Annotated in this window: 15 protein-coding genes, 1 tRNA gene and 1 riboswitch; of the genes, 7 read left to right on the top strand and 9 right to left on the bottom strand. The window is 62.7% G+C overall.

Features of this window, described 5'->3' with window-relative positions; translation table 11 throughout:
- Positions 1 to 215 precede the first annotated feature (215 nt).
- From DEA8626_RS13820 to DEA8626_RS13790, 7 genes are all read right to left on the bottom strand, one after another.
- Positions 216 to 923 carry an SDR family oxidoreductase gene (locus DEA8626_RS13820; RefSeq protein ID WP_108853820.1) on the bottom strand — a complete coding sequence of 236 codons (708 nt, stop codon included), beginning with the start codon at positions 921 to 923 and terminating at the stop codon, positions 216 to 218.
- 11 nt (positions 924 to 934) lie between these two features.
- Complete coding sequence (locus DEA8626_RS13815; RefSeq protein WP_108853819.1) at positions 935 to 1,771, bottom strand: NAD-dependent epimerase/dehydratase family protein; 837 nt, start codon at positions 1,769 to 1,771, stop codon at positions 935 to 937.
- 3 nt (positions 1,772 to 1,774) lie between these two features.
- Positions 1,775 to 2,134: a PLP-dependent aminotransferase family protein gene (locus tag DEA8626_RS13810; RefSeq protein ID WP_108853818.1), complete on the bottom strand. Its 360-nt coding sequence runs from the start codon at positions 2,132 to 2,134 to the stop codon at positions 1,775 to 1,777.
- The gene (locus DEA8626_RS13805) at positions 2,134 to 3,351 is read right to left on the bottom strand and encodes an NAD(P)/FAD-dependent oxidoreductase (protein WP_108853817.1); all 1,218 of its coding nucleotides are present in this window, start codon (positions 3,349 to 3,351) and stop codon (positions 2,134 to 2,136) included. Before DEA8626_RS13805 ends, DEA8626_RS13810 begins: the two co-directional genes overlap by 1 nt.
- Positions 3,348 to 5,060, bottom strand: coding sequence for a hydantoinase B/oxoprolinase family protein (locus DEA8626_RS13800; protein ID WP_108853816.1), 1,713 nt, complete (start codon positions 5,058 to 5,060; stop codon positions 3,348 to 3,350). The genes DEA8626_RS13805 and DEA8626_RS13800 overlap by 4 nt, the downstream gene beginning before the upstream one ends.
- A 13-nt stretch (positions 5,061 to 5,073) precedes the next feature.
- Entirely contained in the window at positions 5,074 to 7,152 is a 2,079-nt protein-coding gene (locus tag DEA8626_RS13795; RefSeq protein WP_108853815.1) for a hydantoinase/oxoprolinase family protein, read from the bottom strand.
- Positions 7,153 to 7,291: 139 nt separating this feature from the next.
- A complete protein-coding gene (locus DEA8626_RS13790) occupies positions 7,292 to 8,209 on the bottom strand; it encodes a LysR family transcriptional regulator (protein ID WP_108853814.1) in 918 nt (305 codons plus the stop codon).
- A 255-nt stretch (positions 8,210 to 8,464) separates the two neighbouring features.
- Between DEA8626_RS13790 and DEA8626_RS13785 the strand changes: the two genes are divergently transcribed.
- On the top strand, positions 8,465 to 8,644 hold the full coding sequence (locus DEA8626_RS13785; RefSeq protein ID WP_108853813.1) for a hypothetical protein: 180 nt from the start codon (positions 8,465 to 8,467) through the stop codon (positions 8,642 to 8,644).
- Positions 8,645 to 8,965: 321 nt separating this feature from the next.
- On the opposite strand, the gene DEA8626_RS13780 is transcribed toward DEA8626_RS13785, so the two are convergent.
- Positions 8,966 to 9,041: transfer RNA gene (locus DEA8626_RS13780), tRNA-Lys, on the bottom strand.
- A gap of 98 nt (positions 9,042 to 9,139) precedes the next feature.
- On the opposite strand from DEA8626_RS13780, the gene dapF reads away from it, so the two are divergent.
- The 3 genes from dapF to DEA8626_RS13765 all read left to right on the top strand — a co-directional run bounded on the left by dapF (position 9,140) and on the right by DEA8626_RS13765 (position 11,745).
- Positions 9,140 to 9,979 carry a diaminopimelate epimerase gene (gene dapF / locus DEA8626_RS13775; RefSeq protein ID WP_108853812.1) on the top strand — a complete coding sequence of 280 codons (840 nt, stop codon included), beginning with the start codon at positions 9,140 to 9,142 and terminating at the stop codon, positions 9,977 to 9,979.
- Positions 9,976 to 11,229 (top strand): tRNA (N(6)-L-threonylcarbamoyladenosine(37)-C(2))-methylthiotransferase MtaB, encoded by a 1,254-nt coding sequence (gene mtaB / locus DEA8626_RS13770; RefSeq protein WP_108853811.1) that lies wholly within the window; start codon positions 9,976 to 9,978, stop codon positions 11,227 to 11,229. The genes dapF and mtaB overlap by 4 nt, the downstream gene beginning before the upstream one ends.
- Before the next feature lie 108 nt (positions 11,230 to 11,337).
- Complete coding sequence (locus DEA8626_RS13765) at positions 11,338 to 11,745, top strand: c-type cytochrome (protein WP_108853810.1); 408 nt, start codon at positions 11,338 to 11,340, stop codon at positions 11,743 to 11,745.
- Between the two features lie 43 nt (positions 11,746 to 11,788).
- On the opposite strand, the gene DEA8626_RS13760 is transcribed toward DEA8626_RS13765, so the two are convergent.
- Positions 11,789 to 12,229 (bottom strand): 6,7-dimethyl-8-ribityllumazine synthase, encoded by a 441-nt coding sequence (locus tag DEA8626_RS13760; protein WP_108853809.1) that lies wholly within the window; start codon positions 12,227 to 12,229, stop codon positions 11,789 to 11,791.
- A gap of 68 nt (positions 12,230 to 12,297) precedes the next feature.
- A riboswitch (FMN riboswitch) is annotated at positions 12,298 to 12,444 on the bottom strand.
- A 118-nt stretch (positions 12,445 to 12,562) separates the two neighbouring features.
- Between DEA8626_RS13760 and DEA8626_RS13755 the strand changes: the two genes are divergently transcribed.
- From DEA8626_RS13755 to DEA8626_RS13745, 3 genes are all read left to right on the top strand, one after another.
- Positions 12,563 to 13,183 (top strand): FMN-binding negative transcriptional regulator, encoded by a 621-nt coding sequence (locus DEA8626_RS13755; RefSeq protein ID WP_108853808.1) that lies wholly within the window; start codon positions 12,563 to 12,565, stop codon positions 13,181 to 13,183.
- A gap of 159 nt (positions 13,184 to 13,342) precedes the next feature.
- Complete coding sequence (locus DEA8626_RS13750) at positions 13,343 to 13,621, top strand: hypothetical protein (RefSeq protein WP_108853807.1); 279 nt, start codon at positions 13,343 to 13,345, stop codon at positions 13,619 to 13,621.
- 10 nt (positions 13,622 to 13,631) lie between these two features.
- A complete protein-coding gene (locus tag DEA8626_RS13745) occupies positions 13,632 to 14,240 on the top strand; it encodes a glutathione S-transferase (RefSeq protein ID WP_108853806.1) in 609 nt (202 codons plus the stop codon).
- Positions 14,241 to 14,449 lie beyond the last annotated feature (209 nt).

The raw sequence follows: 14,449 nt of genomic DNA, 5'->3' as shown, positions 1-14,449 counted from the left end.
CATCTTTGTCGCGTGTTCCTTCATCCTGCGCTGGGCACGGGCCCAGTTGTCCGATAGGTCCCTGCGCAGCGTATGTCGAAGCGTCACCACGATAACACCTCGCTCGCCCAATTTCCCGCGATGGCGTTGTGGGCCAAGGTGATGCACCGGCCCGACATTGGCGCTACGTCAGCGCCACGTTGTTTCATCTGTGCTGCTGAGCGGCTGAAGTCCGATCACACTGACCGGGTTATCCCACCGTCAACGCGAATGTTCTGGCCGGTGATGTAGCCGCCGCCTGGCGAGGCGAGAAACGCCACCACCGCGGCTATTTCGTTCAGAGAGTTGCCGTAGCGCCCCATAGGGATCATCGAGCGGAATTCTTCCTTCTCGGGTAGGCTGTCGATGAACCCGGGAAGCACGTTGTTCATGCGGATATTCTCGGCCGCGTATTTGTCGGCAAAGAGTTTCGTGAAGGCTGCAAGGCCTGCACGAAAGACGCCTGAGGTCGGGAAGACCGGGCTCGGCTCGAATGCGGCAAAGGTGGAGATGTTGATAATCGTGCCGCCGCCCTGCTTTTGCATGATCGGCGTGACCAGCCGGGTCGGACGCACGGCGTTGAGAAAGTAGACGTCGAGGCCTTTGTGCCAATCCTCGTCCGTGAGCTCCAGAACCGGGGCGCGGGGCCCGTGTCCGGCGGAGTTCACCAGAACGTCCACCCGGCCCCATTCGTCCATCGCCGCGTCCACGAGCTTCTGAAGGTCCTCCACCGACTGGTTGGAGCCGGTGACGCCGACGCCGCCCAGTTCCTTGGCCAACGCCTCGCCCTTGCCCGACGAGGACAGGATACCGAGCTTGAACCCATCCGCCACCAGCGCCCGCGCACTGTCGGCCCCCATGCCGCTGCCTCCTGCTGTCACCAGGGCTACTTTTGCGTCTGACATTCTCTCTCCCTTCAGGTTTTCTTGGTGTCGTCGACCACCTTCAACACGGCGAGGCCGCTATCGCCAAGGGGCACGGCCGCGAAGGGTCCGCCATGGCACATGTTGCCTGGGTCCTGGTGGTCGAGAGGGCCGGCCTCGGCGAAGATCTTTTCAGCAAATTGCTCGGCATTGTCGCGGGGCCTGTAGCCCAGAAAGCTGGCCTTGGCATTGTCCACCGGAACGCGGTCATTGTCGGAGACGCCATAGACCACGGCAAATCCGGTCACCGGCGTATCGATGGCGCGCTGCACGAGCTTGATCAGGTCGTCATAGCTGAGCCATGTCCCAATGGCGCGCGGGTTCCCGACCTGCGCGCAGCTGAGGATGCGCATGCAAACCGATTCCACCTGCCGCTTATCCCAGTAAAGACTTGCCAGATCCTCGGCAAAGCACTTAGCAAGCCCGTAGAACGTGTCCGGGCGGTGGCGCACGTCGGTGCCGATGAAATCTGTCTTCGGATGCATGCCGACCGCGTGGATCGACGAGGCATAAACCACGCGCCGCACCCCATTGCGCCATGCGGCTTCCCAGATGTTGTAGGCGCCGATGATGTTTGGCCCGAGGATCGTCTCGAACGGCGCCTCATCGCCATAGGCGCCGAAATGGACGACCATGTCAGCGCCTTGCAGAAGGTCGATCATCGCGTCGAGGCTGGCAAGATCCGCCTTCACATAGCGCTCCCCGTCATAGAGCTTGCCGATATCCTGTGCGAGGTCGGTCGAGACGAGTTCGTCGCACATCCTCGACATGGGCTCCCGCAGGTAAGAGCCAAGGCGCCCGGCCGCGCCGGTCAGGACGAGTTTCTTCATGGGTCAGACTTCCTGTGATGCGGGATTCGTCAGCGTAGCAACGGCCGCAGCGAGACGTTCCATCGCTCGCGCGAGGACATCTTCCGAGGCGGCGGCCGACATGCGGAAGAAGGGCGACATCTCATCGGTGCTGCCGGAAACCCGGGCGATGCCTGCCGCCTTCAGGACATAGGACGTGAACGCGGTGTCATAGGACGGATCGTGGCTCGGCATTTCGATCCTTGCGATATGCTCAACGACAAGGTTGCGCCGCGTCTCGAAGGCCGCGTTCAACCGGCGCACGCCGTTCTTCGGGCCGTCGAGAGCCGCCGCCGCAGCGGCCCGAGCGATGCCGTGGGTGAGCGGGTTCGCGCCACGCTCCATCAGATGATGGCTTTTTCGATGATCGGACGGTTCGCCACGATGCGCTCATAGTGGAACGGACGCATGTCGAGGCTGCGGTACTCGCCGTGAACCATGAACTCGGCCGTGCCGCGGCCCATCGCGGGGGATTGCTGCAGACCGTGACCGGAGAAGCCGTTTAGGAAGAAGAAATTCTCGACTTCCGTATGTGGTCCCATGATCGCGTTGTGATCGAAGGTGTTATAGGCGTAATGCCCGGCCCATTCGCTTTGCACCTTGACCGCCTCGAATTGCGGGATGCGGGTCGCGAGGATCGGCCAGACATGGTTTTCCCAAAGCGAGAAATCCATCGTGAAATCGTCGTAGTCGACGGCCGGATCGATGTCGGAATGGCCGCCGCACTGATAGGTACCGCCGCCATTTTCGCGCACATGCACACCCGACGGATCGATGGTCAGCGGCAGGTCGCGGTCCAGGGGCTTGTTGGCCCTGAAGATCCACGAATAGCGCTTGCGGGGCTCCACGGGGATCTCGATGCCTGCCATGCGGCTGGTCCGGGCCGCGCGCGGGCCGGAGGCGTTCAGGACCTTGCCGCAGGAAATGACTTCGCCCGAATTCAGCGTCACGCTTTCAACGCGCGTACCGGCGGCGTTCTTCGTGATCGCGACGACCTCGTTCTGGACATACTCGATGCCGCGCTCGCGGGATTGCCGCCGCCACCAGTCGAAAACGGCGCTGCCATCCCAGTAGCCTTCGTCAACAAGGTTGATCGACCCAAGTACGATGTCGTCGACATTGTAGAACGGATAGTCACGCTTGATCTCATCGGCGCTCATCAACTTGGTCGCGGCACCCGCCGCGTGCTGCACTTTGATGTTCTCGCGCAGGACATCGGCGAAGGCCTCGGTATCGGCGAGGTACATGTAGCCGAAGCTGCGGATCGACAGGTCGGGCACCCGTTCGTCGCCGCCCATATAGCTTCGCAGGTTCTTCACGAAGTCGGCCGCAAACTGCGAGATACGGACGTTCAGCTCGGCCGAGAACTGCTGACGCATGCAGCTGTTGGTGTGCATGGTCGAGGAGTTCTTGTAGCTCGGGTCCCGTTCGACCACGAGCACACGACCGTCGAAGTCCTTGTCATTCGACAGGAACCACGCCGCGGACGCGCCCATGATCGCGCCGCCGACGATGACGATGTCATAGCTGTTGTTCGACGGCGCTTGCAGTTTGTCAGTCATGCCGACATCTCCCCTTTGCGCACAGCGGCCTCGACCCCGGCAATGTCCTCGGCGGAAAGACCATAAGCGCGGGCAGCCGTTTCAGCCGAGATGTACCCCCGCGCAAGGTCGCGTTTGACCAGATCGGCGGGCCGCTCCTTCGGGTCGCCGTAGCCTGCGCCGCCGGGAAAGGCCAGTATCACCTTTCGGCCGTGGGGCACGTACTGCTTGCCCTTTCCGCGCATCGCAGCACCGTCGTCCCGCGCGATCGTGGTTGCCGCCCCGGCCGCGCCGCCGCGGCGGCCGCGGGCGGGGTGGTCGATGCGGTCGAACATTGCCTGAAAGTCGAACTCATGCCCTTCGCGGGCGCCGACCTCCATATACTGGCCAAGTCCGCCGCGCTGCTTGCCAGCGCCGCCACTGTCGGGGCGAAGTTCCTTGCGCCAAATAATGACCGGCCCGGCATGTTCGGTGGCTTCAATCGGCATCGTCATCACGCCCGATGGGAAGGCGGTCGCGTTGAGCCCGTCATGTTCCGGCCGCGCACCCGCGCCACCGGAATTGAAGGTCAGCACTTCAGAACGTACGGCATCGCCTGGCGCGGGGACATCGGTGCGCGGACGCAAACTGACCTGGAAATTGCACAGACATCCTGCACCTTCGGCCGGCACCACGCCAGGAATGATCTTGTCGAGCGCGTTATAAACCGTATCGGGGACGAAATGCCCGACGATATGCCGCAAAGCAACCGGGGCGGGATGCACCGCGTTCACGATCGTATTGACCGGTGCCTCCATCACAAAGGGTTCCAATGATGCCGCGTTGTTGGGGATTTCCGGCGCTATCGCGCATTTGAGCGCATAGCAGGCATAGGCCTTGGCATAGACCTTCGGGCAGTTGATGCCCTTCTTGTCGAGGCCGGAGGAGCCGGTGAAGTCGCTGGTGATCCGGCCTTCCTCGATGGTCAGTCTGACTTTCAGCATGATCGGATTGTCAAAGCCGTCCACCGTCATCTCGCCCTCTGCCGACTTGCGCGGCAGGGCGGCGATACGCTCAATCGTTGCGCGACGGGAATTGTCGAGGATGAATGTTCCGATGCCGTCCAGATCTTCCAGATCGAATTCGGTCATCATATCGATCAGGCGGCGGTGGCCGATTTCGTTGCAGGTGGCCAAAGCGTACATGTCGCCGATCAACTGGTCGGGCTCGCGCACGTTGCCACGCACGATGCGGACCAGCGTTTGGTCAACCTGCCCGCGATCAGCGAATTTCATGATCGGGATGTACAGCCCTTCTTCGTAGACGCTCGCAGCATCCGCGCCGAATCCGCGACCGCCAATATCGACGATATGCGCGGTGCAGGCGAAGAAGCCGACGAGAACGTCCTTGTGGAAGGACGGTGTGACCATCGTGATGTCATGCAGGTGGCCGGTGCCCTCCCAGGGATCGTTGGTGATGTAGACATCGCCTTCGAAAATGTTCTGGCGCCCGATCCTGCGGATGAAATGCGACACCGCGTCGGCCATGGCGTTGACGTGGCCTGGCGTGCCGGTGACCGCCTGCGCCAGCATTTGTCCTTGGGTGTCGTAGACCCCGGCTGAAAGATCACCGGCCTCGCGCACCGAGGTCGAAAAGGCGGTGCGCACCAGCGCCTGCGCCTGTTCCTCGACGACCGAGATCATCCGGTTCCACATAACCTGATAGGCGACGTTGGACTGCTCTCTTGCCATTTCATATCTCCCCTCAGGCTTTCACGAGGACGTCGATGCACCCATCCGGCTGACGGATCGCGCGGCGGCTCGACGGCACGATGATCGTGGTCTCGTCTTCGGTAATGGCAACCGGCCCCGCGGCCTGGCTGCCTTGGGCCATCTCGCAGCGCAACACGACAGAGGCATCGACAAAATCGGCCAGTGCCGGGTCAAACATCCGGCGCGGGCCCTTGATTGGCGCAGCGCCGTTGCCCTTTTCGGGAGCCACGCGGGCGGCCTTCTCGAGTGGCGTGGTGGCGTTGACAGACCAGACGGTGATTTCGACATCCATGCCCGCGACCGGACGGCCAAAGAGCTTGGTGTAGCCGGCCTCGAAAATCCGTTCAAACGTCTCGACATCAGGGTTCATGGCCTGCGCTTCACTTAGCACGATCGGTATTTCCCAGCCTTGACCTGTGTAACGCATGTAAACCTTGAATTCCGACAGGATTTCGCTGTCCGCATCGCATGTTCGCACGAAACCGGTTGCCTCGGCCTTCAGGTCGGACAAAAGCAACTTGATCTTCTCGCCGTCGAAATTCGACAGCTTCATGTAGACTGAACGGTTGGCCTCGAAACTGAACGGCGCGCGCAGGAAACCGATCGCCGATCCGACACCCGCCCCGGGCGGAACCAGGAGGCGCGTCACACCCAGCTTTTCGCAAAGCCGCCCGGCGTGAAGGGGAGCCGCTCCGCCGAAGGCGATCATCGTGTATTCGCTCAGATCTTCGCCATTTTCGACCGCATGCACGCGGGCGGCATTGGCCATGTTCTCGTCCACGACTTCGGCCAGACCGAAGGCCGCCGTCGCGGCATCCATCTCCAGAACGTCGCCAAGAACGGACGTCAGCGCCGCCTCGGAACTGTCGGTCTCAAGCTTGATCGAGCCGCCGGCGAAATTGTCGGGGTCGAGCTTGCCGAGAATGAGGTCGGCATCGGTGACGGCAGGTTTCGCGCCGCCCCGGCCGTAGCAGGCGGGGCCGGGTTCCGATCCGGCACTCTCCGGCCCGACCCGGATTTGCCGCATGCTGTCCACATGGGCAAGCGAACCGCCCCCTGCGCCGATCTCCACCATCTCGATCACCGGGATCGATATGGGCATGCCGGAACCTTTCTTGAACCGGTAAGTCCGGGCGACCTCGAACACGCGGCTGGTCTTCGGCGTTTGGTTCTTGATGAGGCAGATCTTGGCCGTAGTGCCGCCCATGTCGAAGCTCAGCACCTTGTCGAGCCCGTAGCGGGCAGCAATGTTGGCGGCAAAGACCGCCCCTCCGGCCGGTCCGGATTCCACCAGACGGACCGGGAAATCGGCGGCACTTTCGATCGAGATGATGCCACCGCCCGAATGCATCAGGAAGATGTTGCAGCGCGCACCCTCAGCGCGGAGACGACCCTCCAGCCGGCCCAGATAGGACTTCATCAAGGGCTTGATATAGGCGTTGCCAACGACGGTGTTGAAACGCTCGTACTCGCGCATCTGCGGGCTGACCTCGGAAGATATCGAGACCATCACGTCGGGCAGCCTTTCTGCCAGAACGTCACGGATCATCCGCTCGTGCGCGTCGTTGAGATAGGAATGAATGAGACCGACGGCGACGCTTTCATATCCCGCCTCGGCGATCCGCGTGACGACGTTTTCAACCTCGGTGCGGTCCAGCGGCACCAGCACATTGCCACGCGCATCGACCCGTTCAGACACGGTGTAGCGCATCTGCCGCGGCAAGAGCGGCTCTGGCAAGTTCAGGTTCAAGTCGTACTGTTCGAACCGGGATTCGGTCCGCATCTCGATCACGTCGCGAAAGCCTTGCGTCGTGATCAGCGCCGTCTTGGCCCCGCGCCGCTCGATCAGAGCGTTGGTGGCGAGCGTTGTGCCGTGGATGATCTGGCCGACGTCCGACGGCGTGATCCCGGCCTTTACGCAAACCTGATGCATCCCGTCGATGATCGCGTTTTCAGGGGCTGCATAGGTTGTCAGGACCTTGGTGGAGTACGACTCGCCACCCTTTTCCAGCACGACATCCGTGAACGTTCCGCCGATATCCACACCCAGCCGAATCGAAGAAGTCTTCATGCACCTCACCTGACCAGTTCAGCTCACTCTAAGTAGCGGCTCAGGATATGATCCAATTATTTTCTTCGATGTACACGATAGCTGTTTTTGTTCGTCGTGCCTGACCTTCAGCCAGCCGGCTGCCGGTTTACCGGCTCGATCAGTGCACGCCATCCTTCAAAAATTCTGTGGCGATCTCGGCGGCGATCCGGGCGGAATGCTCGACATAACGCGCCACCTTCTCGGCCTGATATCTGGCTGCGAAGCGCAGAGGCGAAGGCGTCCAGTCCACATCCAGAATGACCAGCCGCCCGGCATTGACCTCCCCGTCGACCAAGACCCTGGGCAGCAGGGCGACGCCCAGTCCGTCGAGTGCCATTGGCAGGCAGGAGGACAGGCTGCTGGATGGTACGAACCGCGTCGTGGGCAACGCCTGCGCCTCGGCATATTCGGCAAGCTCGACAAAAGCCTGGGTGTGACGCGCATGGGTAAGAATGTTGAGGGGGATCAGATCCTCGACCCGGACGGTGCCGGTCAGACCAGCGGCAATGCCTTTCTCCGCGACCCAGACGTAAGGGTAATCCCCCAATTCGATGACACCGCTGGCGGCTGAACCGAACGGCGCCGTCTGGATCGCGAGGTCAAGCCCGCCGCTGCCGACGGCCTTGTCGAGGTTGCGCGACAAGTCGACCGTCAGTTCAACCGACACACCGGGATAACTGTTTTTCAACCGCCGCAGGTACCTGTGCAGCCAGGTGCAGGCGACCATTTCGGTCACGCCCAGCCTCAGACGGTCCTCGACCAGATCGAGTCGCCTTGCCACTTCAATCAGTTCTTCGGACCGCCGGAGTACCTTGCGCGCGATCTGGAGTATCTCCTTGCCTTTCTCGGTCATGCGGACCGATCCGGCATCGCGAAGCATCAAGGTCATGCCCAGCGTGTCTTCGAGCCCCGCAATCCGCGACGAGATATTGGGCTGGGTCGTGTTGAGATGCTGCGCCGCCCTGCGGAAACTGCCGAGATCGGCCACCCAGACGAGCGCCTCGAGCTGTTTGAGTGTGAACACGTTGCCTATCATCTCAGCGGTCTATCATTCCACCATTCGGTTGTCTTCGCCCCTGGGGGCGAAAGGGAGCGGCACAACGTCAGGTGCGGGGAGCGTGCTGACGTGCTCCCCATTGAGCCCGCTCTATTGTCGCGATTGTGCAGCTTCAAAAGCTCGGATTCCTTGTACTGGCATGCCGCGAGGGGGTCAGGTTCCGACGGCACTTTCTTAGCCGGTCGAACCGCCAACGTGGACGCCGGAAAGGCGAATGTCTAAGAGACGCCCGAAATGGCAATGCGCTATTCACATGTGCCTCCGGGAGGTGGCCAGAAATACGACTGGTCGGCGGATCATACCTTTGTAAAGGTCTCCGCCGGCATCACGGGCGACCAATACTCGCTGTTGGAGGACAAGTGCGACATTCTCAATATCGGCCCAGTGCCCGACCAGCCGCAGTCGGAGAGCTGACTGCGCGCTTGCGGCGAACGGCAGGCTGGTCCACACAACAGGGTCAAGAAGAAACGCCTGCTTCGCGTGCGTCGGCGGAAGTCTTTCACGACGGCGTCGGCCGACAGCTTCGCTGTTCCGGGTTCTTGTCTCATCTCCACTCCCTGGAAGTTATGATAAACGAAGCCTCCAGGCACGAAATCAAATCAGATGTCCCAAGGGCAGCGAAGGGGGCAAGTCTCGTTTGCCACCTGACGAGGTGGGTCGGCCCATGATGCGCGACCCTGTTCATGACCACGCCCTAATCCTGGGCCTCGCCTTCGCCTAACTCATTGATTTCAGTGGTGAGCCCGACAGGATTCGAACCTGTGACCCACTGATTAAAAGTCAGTTGCTCTACCAACTGAGCTACGGGCCCATCACAAGGCGCCTCTTTAGGAAGCTGGCCGGGGCCGGTCAAGTCCGAATTGCGAGCACCACTGGCAAAAACCGGGGTCCAGGCGTATATGGCACGCCATGAAGGATACACGCTCCTCTCAGGGCCTACCGTTCATGAAGATGCACGGCGCGGGCAACGACTTTGTGATCATCGATTCACGGGGTCTTCCGACCGCGACAACGCCCGCGCTGGCTGCGGCGCTTGGTGACCGAAACCGAGGGGTGGGTTTCGACCAGCTCGCCGAAATTCGCGATGTGGACGGCTCCGATTTCGCACTCGATTTCTGGAACTCCGATGGCAGCAGGGCCGGTGCCTGCGGCAACGCCTCTCGGTGTGTGGCCGATTTCGTGATGACAGGGCTCGGTCGCGATCGCGTCACTTTCGTCACCGAACGTGGAACACTCGGCGCCGAGCGCCGCCCAGACGGTCTCGTCAGCGTCAACATGGGCGCACCGATCCTCGACTGGGCAGGCGTGCCGCTTTCCGATGCGGTCGACCTGCTTCACCTGCCGATCGAGGGCGACCCTGCCGCCGTCGGGATGGGCAACCCGCATTGCGTGTTCTTCGTCGACGACGTCGAGGCAGTCGAAGTTGCGAAAGTGGGCTCCGCGATAGAGAACCACCCACTTTTCCCGAGCGCCACCAACGTGGAGTTCGCGAGCCTTACCGGCCTCGACCGCTTGCGGATGCGGGTCTGGGAACGCGGCGCAGGCATCACGCTCGCCTGCGGCTCTGGCGCCTGCGCGACCGCAGTCGCTGCGCATCTGCGGGGGCTGACCGGCAGGCGGGTCGCGATTGACCTCGACGGTGGCACGTTGGAGATCGACTGGCGCGACGATGGCGTCTGGATGACCGGCCCGAGCGCGCATGTCTTCGACGGGTGGCTGACGCCCGCGTACCTCGCAGAACACGCATGAGCGCGCCGGTCTTCTCCACCTTGGGCTGCCGTCTCAACGCGTACGAAACGGAGGCGATGAGGGAACTCGTGGGCGAGGCCGGCATCGAGGGCGCGGTTGTGGTGAACACTTGCGCGGTAACAGCCGAAGCGGTGCGGAAGGCCAAGCAGGAAATCCGCAGGCTTCGGCGCGAGAACCCGGATGCAAATCTGATCGTCACCGGCTGCGCCGCGCAGACGGAGCCCGGCACTTTTGCCGCGATGCCGGAAGTCACCCGCGTCATCGGGAACACTGAAAAGATGCGGGTGGAGACCTGGCGCGCGCTGAAGACACCCGATCTCGTCGGCGAGACCGAACGCGTCATGGTCGACGACATCATGTCCGTTACCGAAACGGCGGGACACCTTATTGACGGTTTTGGCCGGCATAGAGCCTATGTTCAGATCCAAAACGGCTGTGACCACCGCTGCACGTTCTGCATCATCCCCTACGGGCGCGGCAATTCAAGATCCGTCCCCGCGGGTGTCGTTGTCGATCAGATCAAGCGGCTGGTCGACAAGGGCTTCCTCGAAGTCGTGCTGACCGGCGTTGACCTCACGAGCTGGGGCGCCGATCTGCCCGGCCAGCCGCGGCTCGGCGATCTCGTGATGCGCATCCTGCGCCTCGTGCCCGACCTCGCGCGGCTCCGCATCTCCTCGATCGACTCGATCGAGGCGGACGAGAATCTGATGCAGGCGATCGCGACGGAGCCGCGCCTCATGCCGCATTTGCATCTCTCGCTCCAGCACGGCGACGACCTGATCCTCAAGCGCATGAAGCGGCGGCACCTGCGCGACGACGCGATCCGCTTCTGCGAGAATGCCCGGCGCCTGCGCCCCGACATCGTCTTCGGCGCCGATATCATCGCCGGCTTCCCGACCGAGACCGAAGCGATGCTCGAAAACTCGCTGAAACTGGTTGAGGAATGCGGCCTGACCTTCCTGCACGTCTTTCCCTATTCGCGCCGCGACGGCACTCCGGCGGCACGGATGCCTCAGGTCAAGGGTCCGGCAATCAAGGAACGCGCCGCGCGGCTGCGGGCGGCAGGCGACACAGCGCTCACCCGGCACCTTGCCGCACAGGCCGGCCGCACACACCGCATCCTGACCGAAAGCCCTCGCATGGGGCGAACCGAACAATTTACCGAAGTCGGTTTCGCTGCGGATCAGCCCGAAGGCGCGATTGTCACTGCGCGGATCATCGGGGCGACGGACGGCAGATTAATGGCCTGACACCCGATTTCCGCGATCACTGACCCTGATGATTCAAATCAGCCGGCGGCATCTGGATGCATGTCAATCTAACTCCCACGAACGCGCAGCTTGTATGGGAGAAGAGGCATGCGAAGGATTCGAGTGCTGGTTACGGGAATGCTGCTGAACGGACTGCTCGCGTGGACAGCGTCCGCGCAAGACGTCGATATCGGCGCGGAGCTCTACACTGACTACTGCGCAGCCTGTCACGGCGCCAGCGGCATGGGCGACGGCGACATGGCCAACATGATGACAATTCCGGCTCCAAATCTGACGCTCCTCGCCAGCGAGAATGACGGCGACTTCCCGATGCTGAAGATGATCCACATCATCGATGGCCGCACCGGAGTGCGCGCGCACGGCGGGCCGATGCCGGTATTCGGTCGGGTCTTTGATTCGGATGGCATGGGGCCCGAAAACCCCTACGGGTCGGTTCTTGAGGTGCGCGGGCGCGTCCTGTCGCTCGCCCTCTACCTTGAATCGATTCAGAAGTAGTGAAGGAACCGCGGCGGCCGCGCCGCCGCGGCCAATCGATCTGTCAGGCCGCACGGCGGGCCCGCGTCTTGACGAGCGCGAGCGCCGCGGAGGCGGCTTCGCGTCCTTTCAGCTCGAAATGGTCCCTGAAAAATGCGTCGTGAGCTTCGGGTTCCTGATGGTTGTGCGGCGTCAGCACCGCCGAAAGGACCGGCACGTCCGCATCCATCTGCGCGCGCATGAGGCCATCAACGACGGTGGAGGCGACGAAATCGTGCCGATAGATTCCGCCATCGACGACGAAGGCCGCCCCGATGATCGCGCCATAGCGGCCGGTGCGGGCTAAATCGCGCGCCACTAGCGGGATTTCGAACGCGCCCGGTATGTCGAACACGTCGAAGTCGTCGCTGGGGATCATCCCTCGGAAGCCGACCAGCGCCCGGTCGACGACGTCGGCGTGCCAACTGGCCTTGATAAAGGCATAGCGGGTGTGTGTGTCATCCATGATCCCCCTTCTGAGCAGACACGTCACCCAAGGCGATCACGGGCATGCACCGCCTCGAAGGCGGTCATGCGCGTTCACTTCCATCCGGACTTTCACCGTCGGCCCCGGCCTCTCACCGGGTCTGCTGACCCCCTGCTTCGGCAGGGGCGCTCGCGGGCTCAGGGGCGCACCCCCATACCCCCGGTGGGGACTTCCACCCCGCCCTGAGAACTACGGCAGGATGTCAATTGCCCGCCGGAGGTACAAGCCGATGAGCGCCGGAGTGTGCTTGCTACATTTTCATGGATGACAGCGGGGTTTTGCTGCTGCAAATCTGCGGTGAGGAGACCGCCGATGCACCCAAATCCCACCTACAGGAAGACGCCTGTCGAAACGAGCCTTGCCTTCGCCCGCGACCGCAGCTTCGGCATTCTGATGATTAACGGGCCTGAGGGACCGCTCGCTTCGCATGTTCCATTCGTTCTTTCGGAAGACGGCCGCACTGCGGAACTTCACCTGGTCCGCTCAAATCCGATCCTGCGGTCCCTGGCAGCGCCCGTCACCGCGCTTCTTGCCGTCTCGGGACCCGACGGATACGTGTCGCCCGACTGGTACGGAACGCCCGATCAGGTTCCGACATGGAACTATGTCGCGGTCCACCTGCGTGGCACCCTCTCGGCCCAACCCTCCGATACGCTGCGCGCCCAACTCGACCGACTTTCGGCACAGCTCGAGAACCGGCTTCTTCCGAAACCCCCGTGGCGGATCGAGAAGGTCAGCGACGATGTGCTTGCCCGTCTGCTTCGCATGATCGCGCCTTGCCGCCTGGACATATTGAACGTCGACAGTACCTGGAAGCTCAACCAGAACAAATCTGCGGCATCACGATGCGGCGCGGCTGACGGCGTCTGCTCCGCCGGAATAGGCTCTGAAACCGCGGCATTGGCGGCGCTGATGCGGCTGGCAAAGGCGTAGCGCGATCGTCACCCCCGCGCCGCCGCAAGAACCGCGCCGGACTCCGTCAGCTGCGGCGATCTGCGTGCGGCGCAGACCGCACGCAAAGTTCAGCGATGTGGAGTGGACAGCGCGCCCGGTCGATCCTAGCATTCACCCGAGAGCTTTCAGGAGGTTGCCATGCCCTTGCCACTTGCCCCGATCGCCGGGTTCGCGCTCCGGTACGGCGCGATTGCCGTTGCGGCTTATGGGCTGCGTCGGGTCCTAAGGAAAGGCCGCACCGATCAGCGCGCCGAGGACGCGCTTGACGACATGGACGAGGGAATTGCCGTCCATCACCCGACAGATCGGGGCCAGACAAATGCCTCGGCGCGATTCAGGCGGGTGATAAATTGGGGCAAAGGCGGGGTCGAGATCGACGCCGCCGCGCTTGCCCGATTCCGCGTCCGGCGGGTCTGAGGCGGCCGAAATGCGGCTCTATCATTCCCCAACAACGCCGTTCGGGCGCAAGGTCGTGGTGCTTCTGCACGAAACGGGTCAGATCGACGATGTCGAGATTGTCGAAGCCGCCGGATCGCCCGTCGATCCGGGGACCCTGCCTGTCGCTCGCAATCCGCTGGGCAAGATCCCGGCGCTTGAACGCCCCGACGGACCTGCGCTTTACGACAGCAGGGTCATCTGCCGCTACCTCGACGCGCGGGTGGGCGGCCGGCTCTACCCAAAGGAGCCCCGCCTGTGGGAGACGCTGACGCTCGAAGCGACCGGCGACGGCATGCTCGATGCGGCGATCCTGATGCTTTATGAGATCCGGCTCAGGCCCGAGGAGAAGCGCTTTGACGCCTGGGTCGATGGCCAGTGGAGCAAAATCTCCCGCGCACTTGACGCGCTCGAAGCAATGTGGATCAGCCACCTGAACGGTCCGATCGACATGGGCCAGGTCTCCGTGTGCTGTGCGCTGTCCTACCTCGACTTTCGGCACGGACAGCGCGAGTGGCGCGCGGGCCATCCGCGGCTCGCGACGTGGCACGAAACGTTATCCGGACGTGACAGCATGAAGGCCACGGTTCCGGTCGGGTGATGGCCCAACGCGCAACAGCAGGTAATCGGTCGCGCCTGTCCGCGGCGGCCTTGACCTCAGCGCCACGGAACCGGTCCGCATTGGTGCGCAAGCCGGATCGCGACGCCGCAATGCGGCACCGATGGGACACGGTGTGCGTTTTCCCATAGGCTGCGCTCGATTGTCCGCTGGACGGGCCGGTTTTTGGCGGCTAATAACCGCGCGGAAAG

The sequence above is a fragment of the Defluviimonas aquaemixtae genome, assembly GCF_900302475.1.
Lineage (GTDB): Bacteria > Pseudomonadota > Alphaproteobacteria > Rhodobacterales > Rhodobacteraceae > Albidovulum > Albidovulum aquaemixtae.
This window is presented reverse-complemented; position numbering and strand designations above follow the sequence as displayed.

Coding starts and splice junctions, on each gene's coding strand:
- DEA8626_RS13820 (WP_108853820.1), bottom strand. CDS start 923: ATGTCAGACGCAAAAGTAGCCCTGGTGACAGCAGGAGGCAGCGGCATG.
- DEA8626_RS13815 (WP_108853819.1), bottom strand. CDS start 1,771: ATGAAGAAACTCGTCCTGACCGGCGCGGCCGGGCGCCTTGGCTCTTAC.
- DEA8626_RS13810 (WP_108853818.1), bottom strand. CDS start 2,134: ATGGAGCGTGGCGCGAACCCGCTCACCCACGGCATCGCTCGGGCCGCT.
- DEA8626_RS13805 (WP_108853817.1), bottom strand. CDS start 3,351: ATGACTGACAAACTGCAAGCGCCGTCGAACAACAGCTATGACATCGTC.
- DEA8626_RS13800 (WP_108853816.1), bottom strand. CDS start 5,060: ATGGCAAGAGAGCAGTCCAACGTCGCCTATCAGGTTATGTGGAACCGG.
- DEA8626_RS13795 (WP_108853815.1), bottom strand. CDS start 7,152: ATGAAGACTTCTTCGATTCGGCTGGGTGTGGATATCGGCGGAACGTTC.
- DEA8626_RS13790 (WP_108853814.1), bottom strand. CDS start 8,209: ATGATAGGCAACGTGTTCACACTCAAACAGCTCGAGGCGCTCGTCTGG.
- DEA8626_RS13785 (WP_108853813.1), top strand. CDS start 8,465: ATGGCAATGCGCTATTCACATGTGCCTCCGGGAGGTGGCCAGAAATAC.
- dapF (WP_108853812.1), top strand. CDS start 9,140: ATGAAGGATACACGCTCCTCTCAGGGCCTACCGTTCATGAAGATGCAC.
- mtaB (WP_108853811.1), top strand. CDS start 9,976: ATGAGCGCGCCGGTCTTCTCCACCTTGGGCTGCCGTCTCAACGCGTAC.
- DEA8626_RS13765 (WP_108853810.1), top strand. CDS start 11,338: ATGCGAAGGATTCGAGTGCTGGTTACGGGAATGCTGCTGAACGGACTG.
- DEA8626_RS13760 (WP_108853809.1), bottom strand. CDS start 12,229: ATGGATGACACACACACCCGCTATGCCTTTATCAAGGCCAGTTGGCAC.
- DEA8626_RS13755 (WP_108853808.1), top strand. CDS start 12,563: ATGCACCCAAATCCCACCTACAGGAAGACGCCTGTCGAAACGAGCCTT.
- DEA8626_RS13750 (WP_108853807.1), top strand. CDS start 13,343: ATGCCCTTGCCACTTGCCCCGATCGCCGGGTTCGCGCTCCGGTACGGC.
- DEA8626_RS13745 (WP_108853806.1), top strand. CDS start 13,632: ATGCGGCTCTATCATTCCCCAACAACGCCGTTCGGGCGCAAGGTCGTG.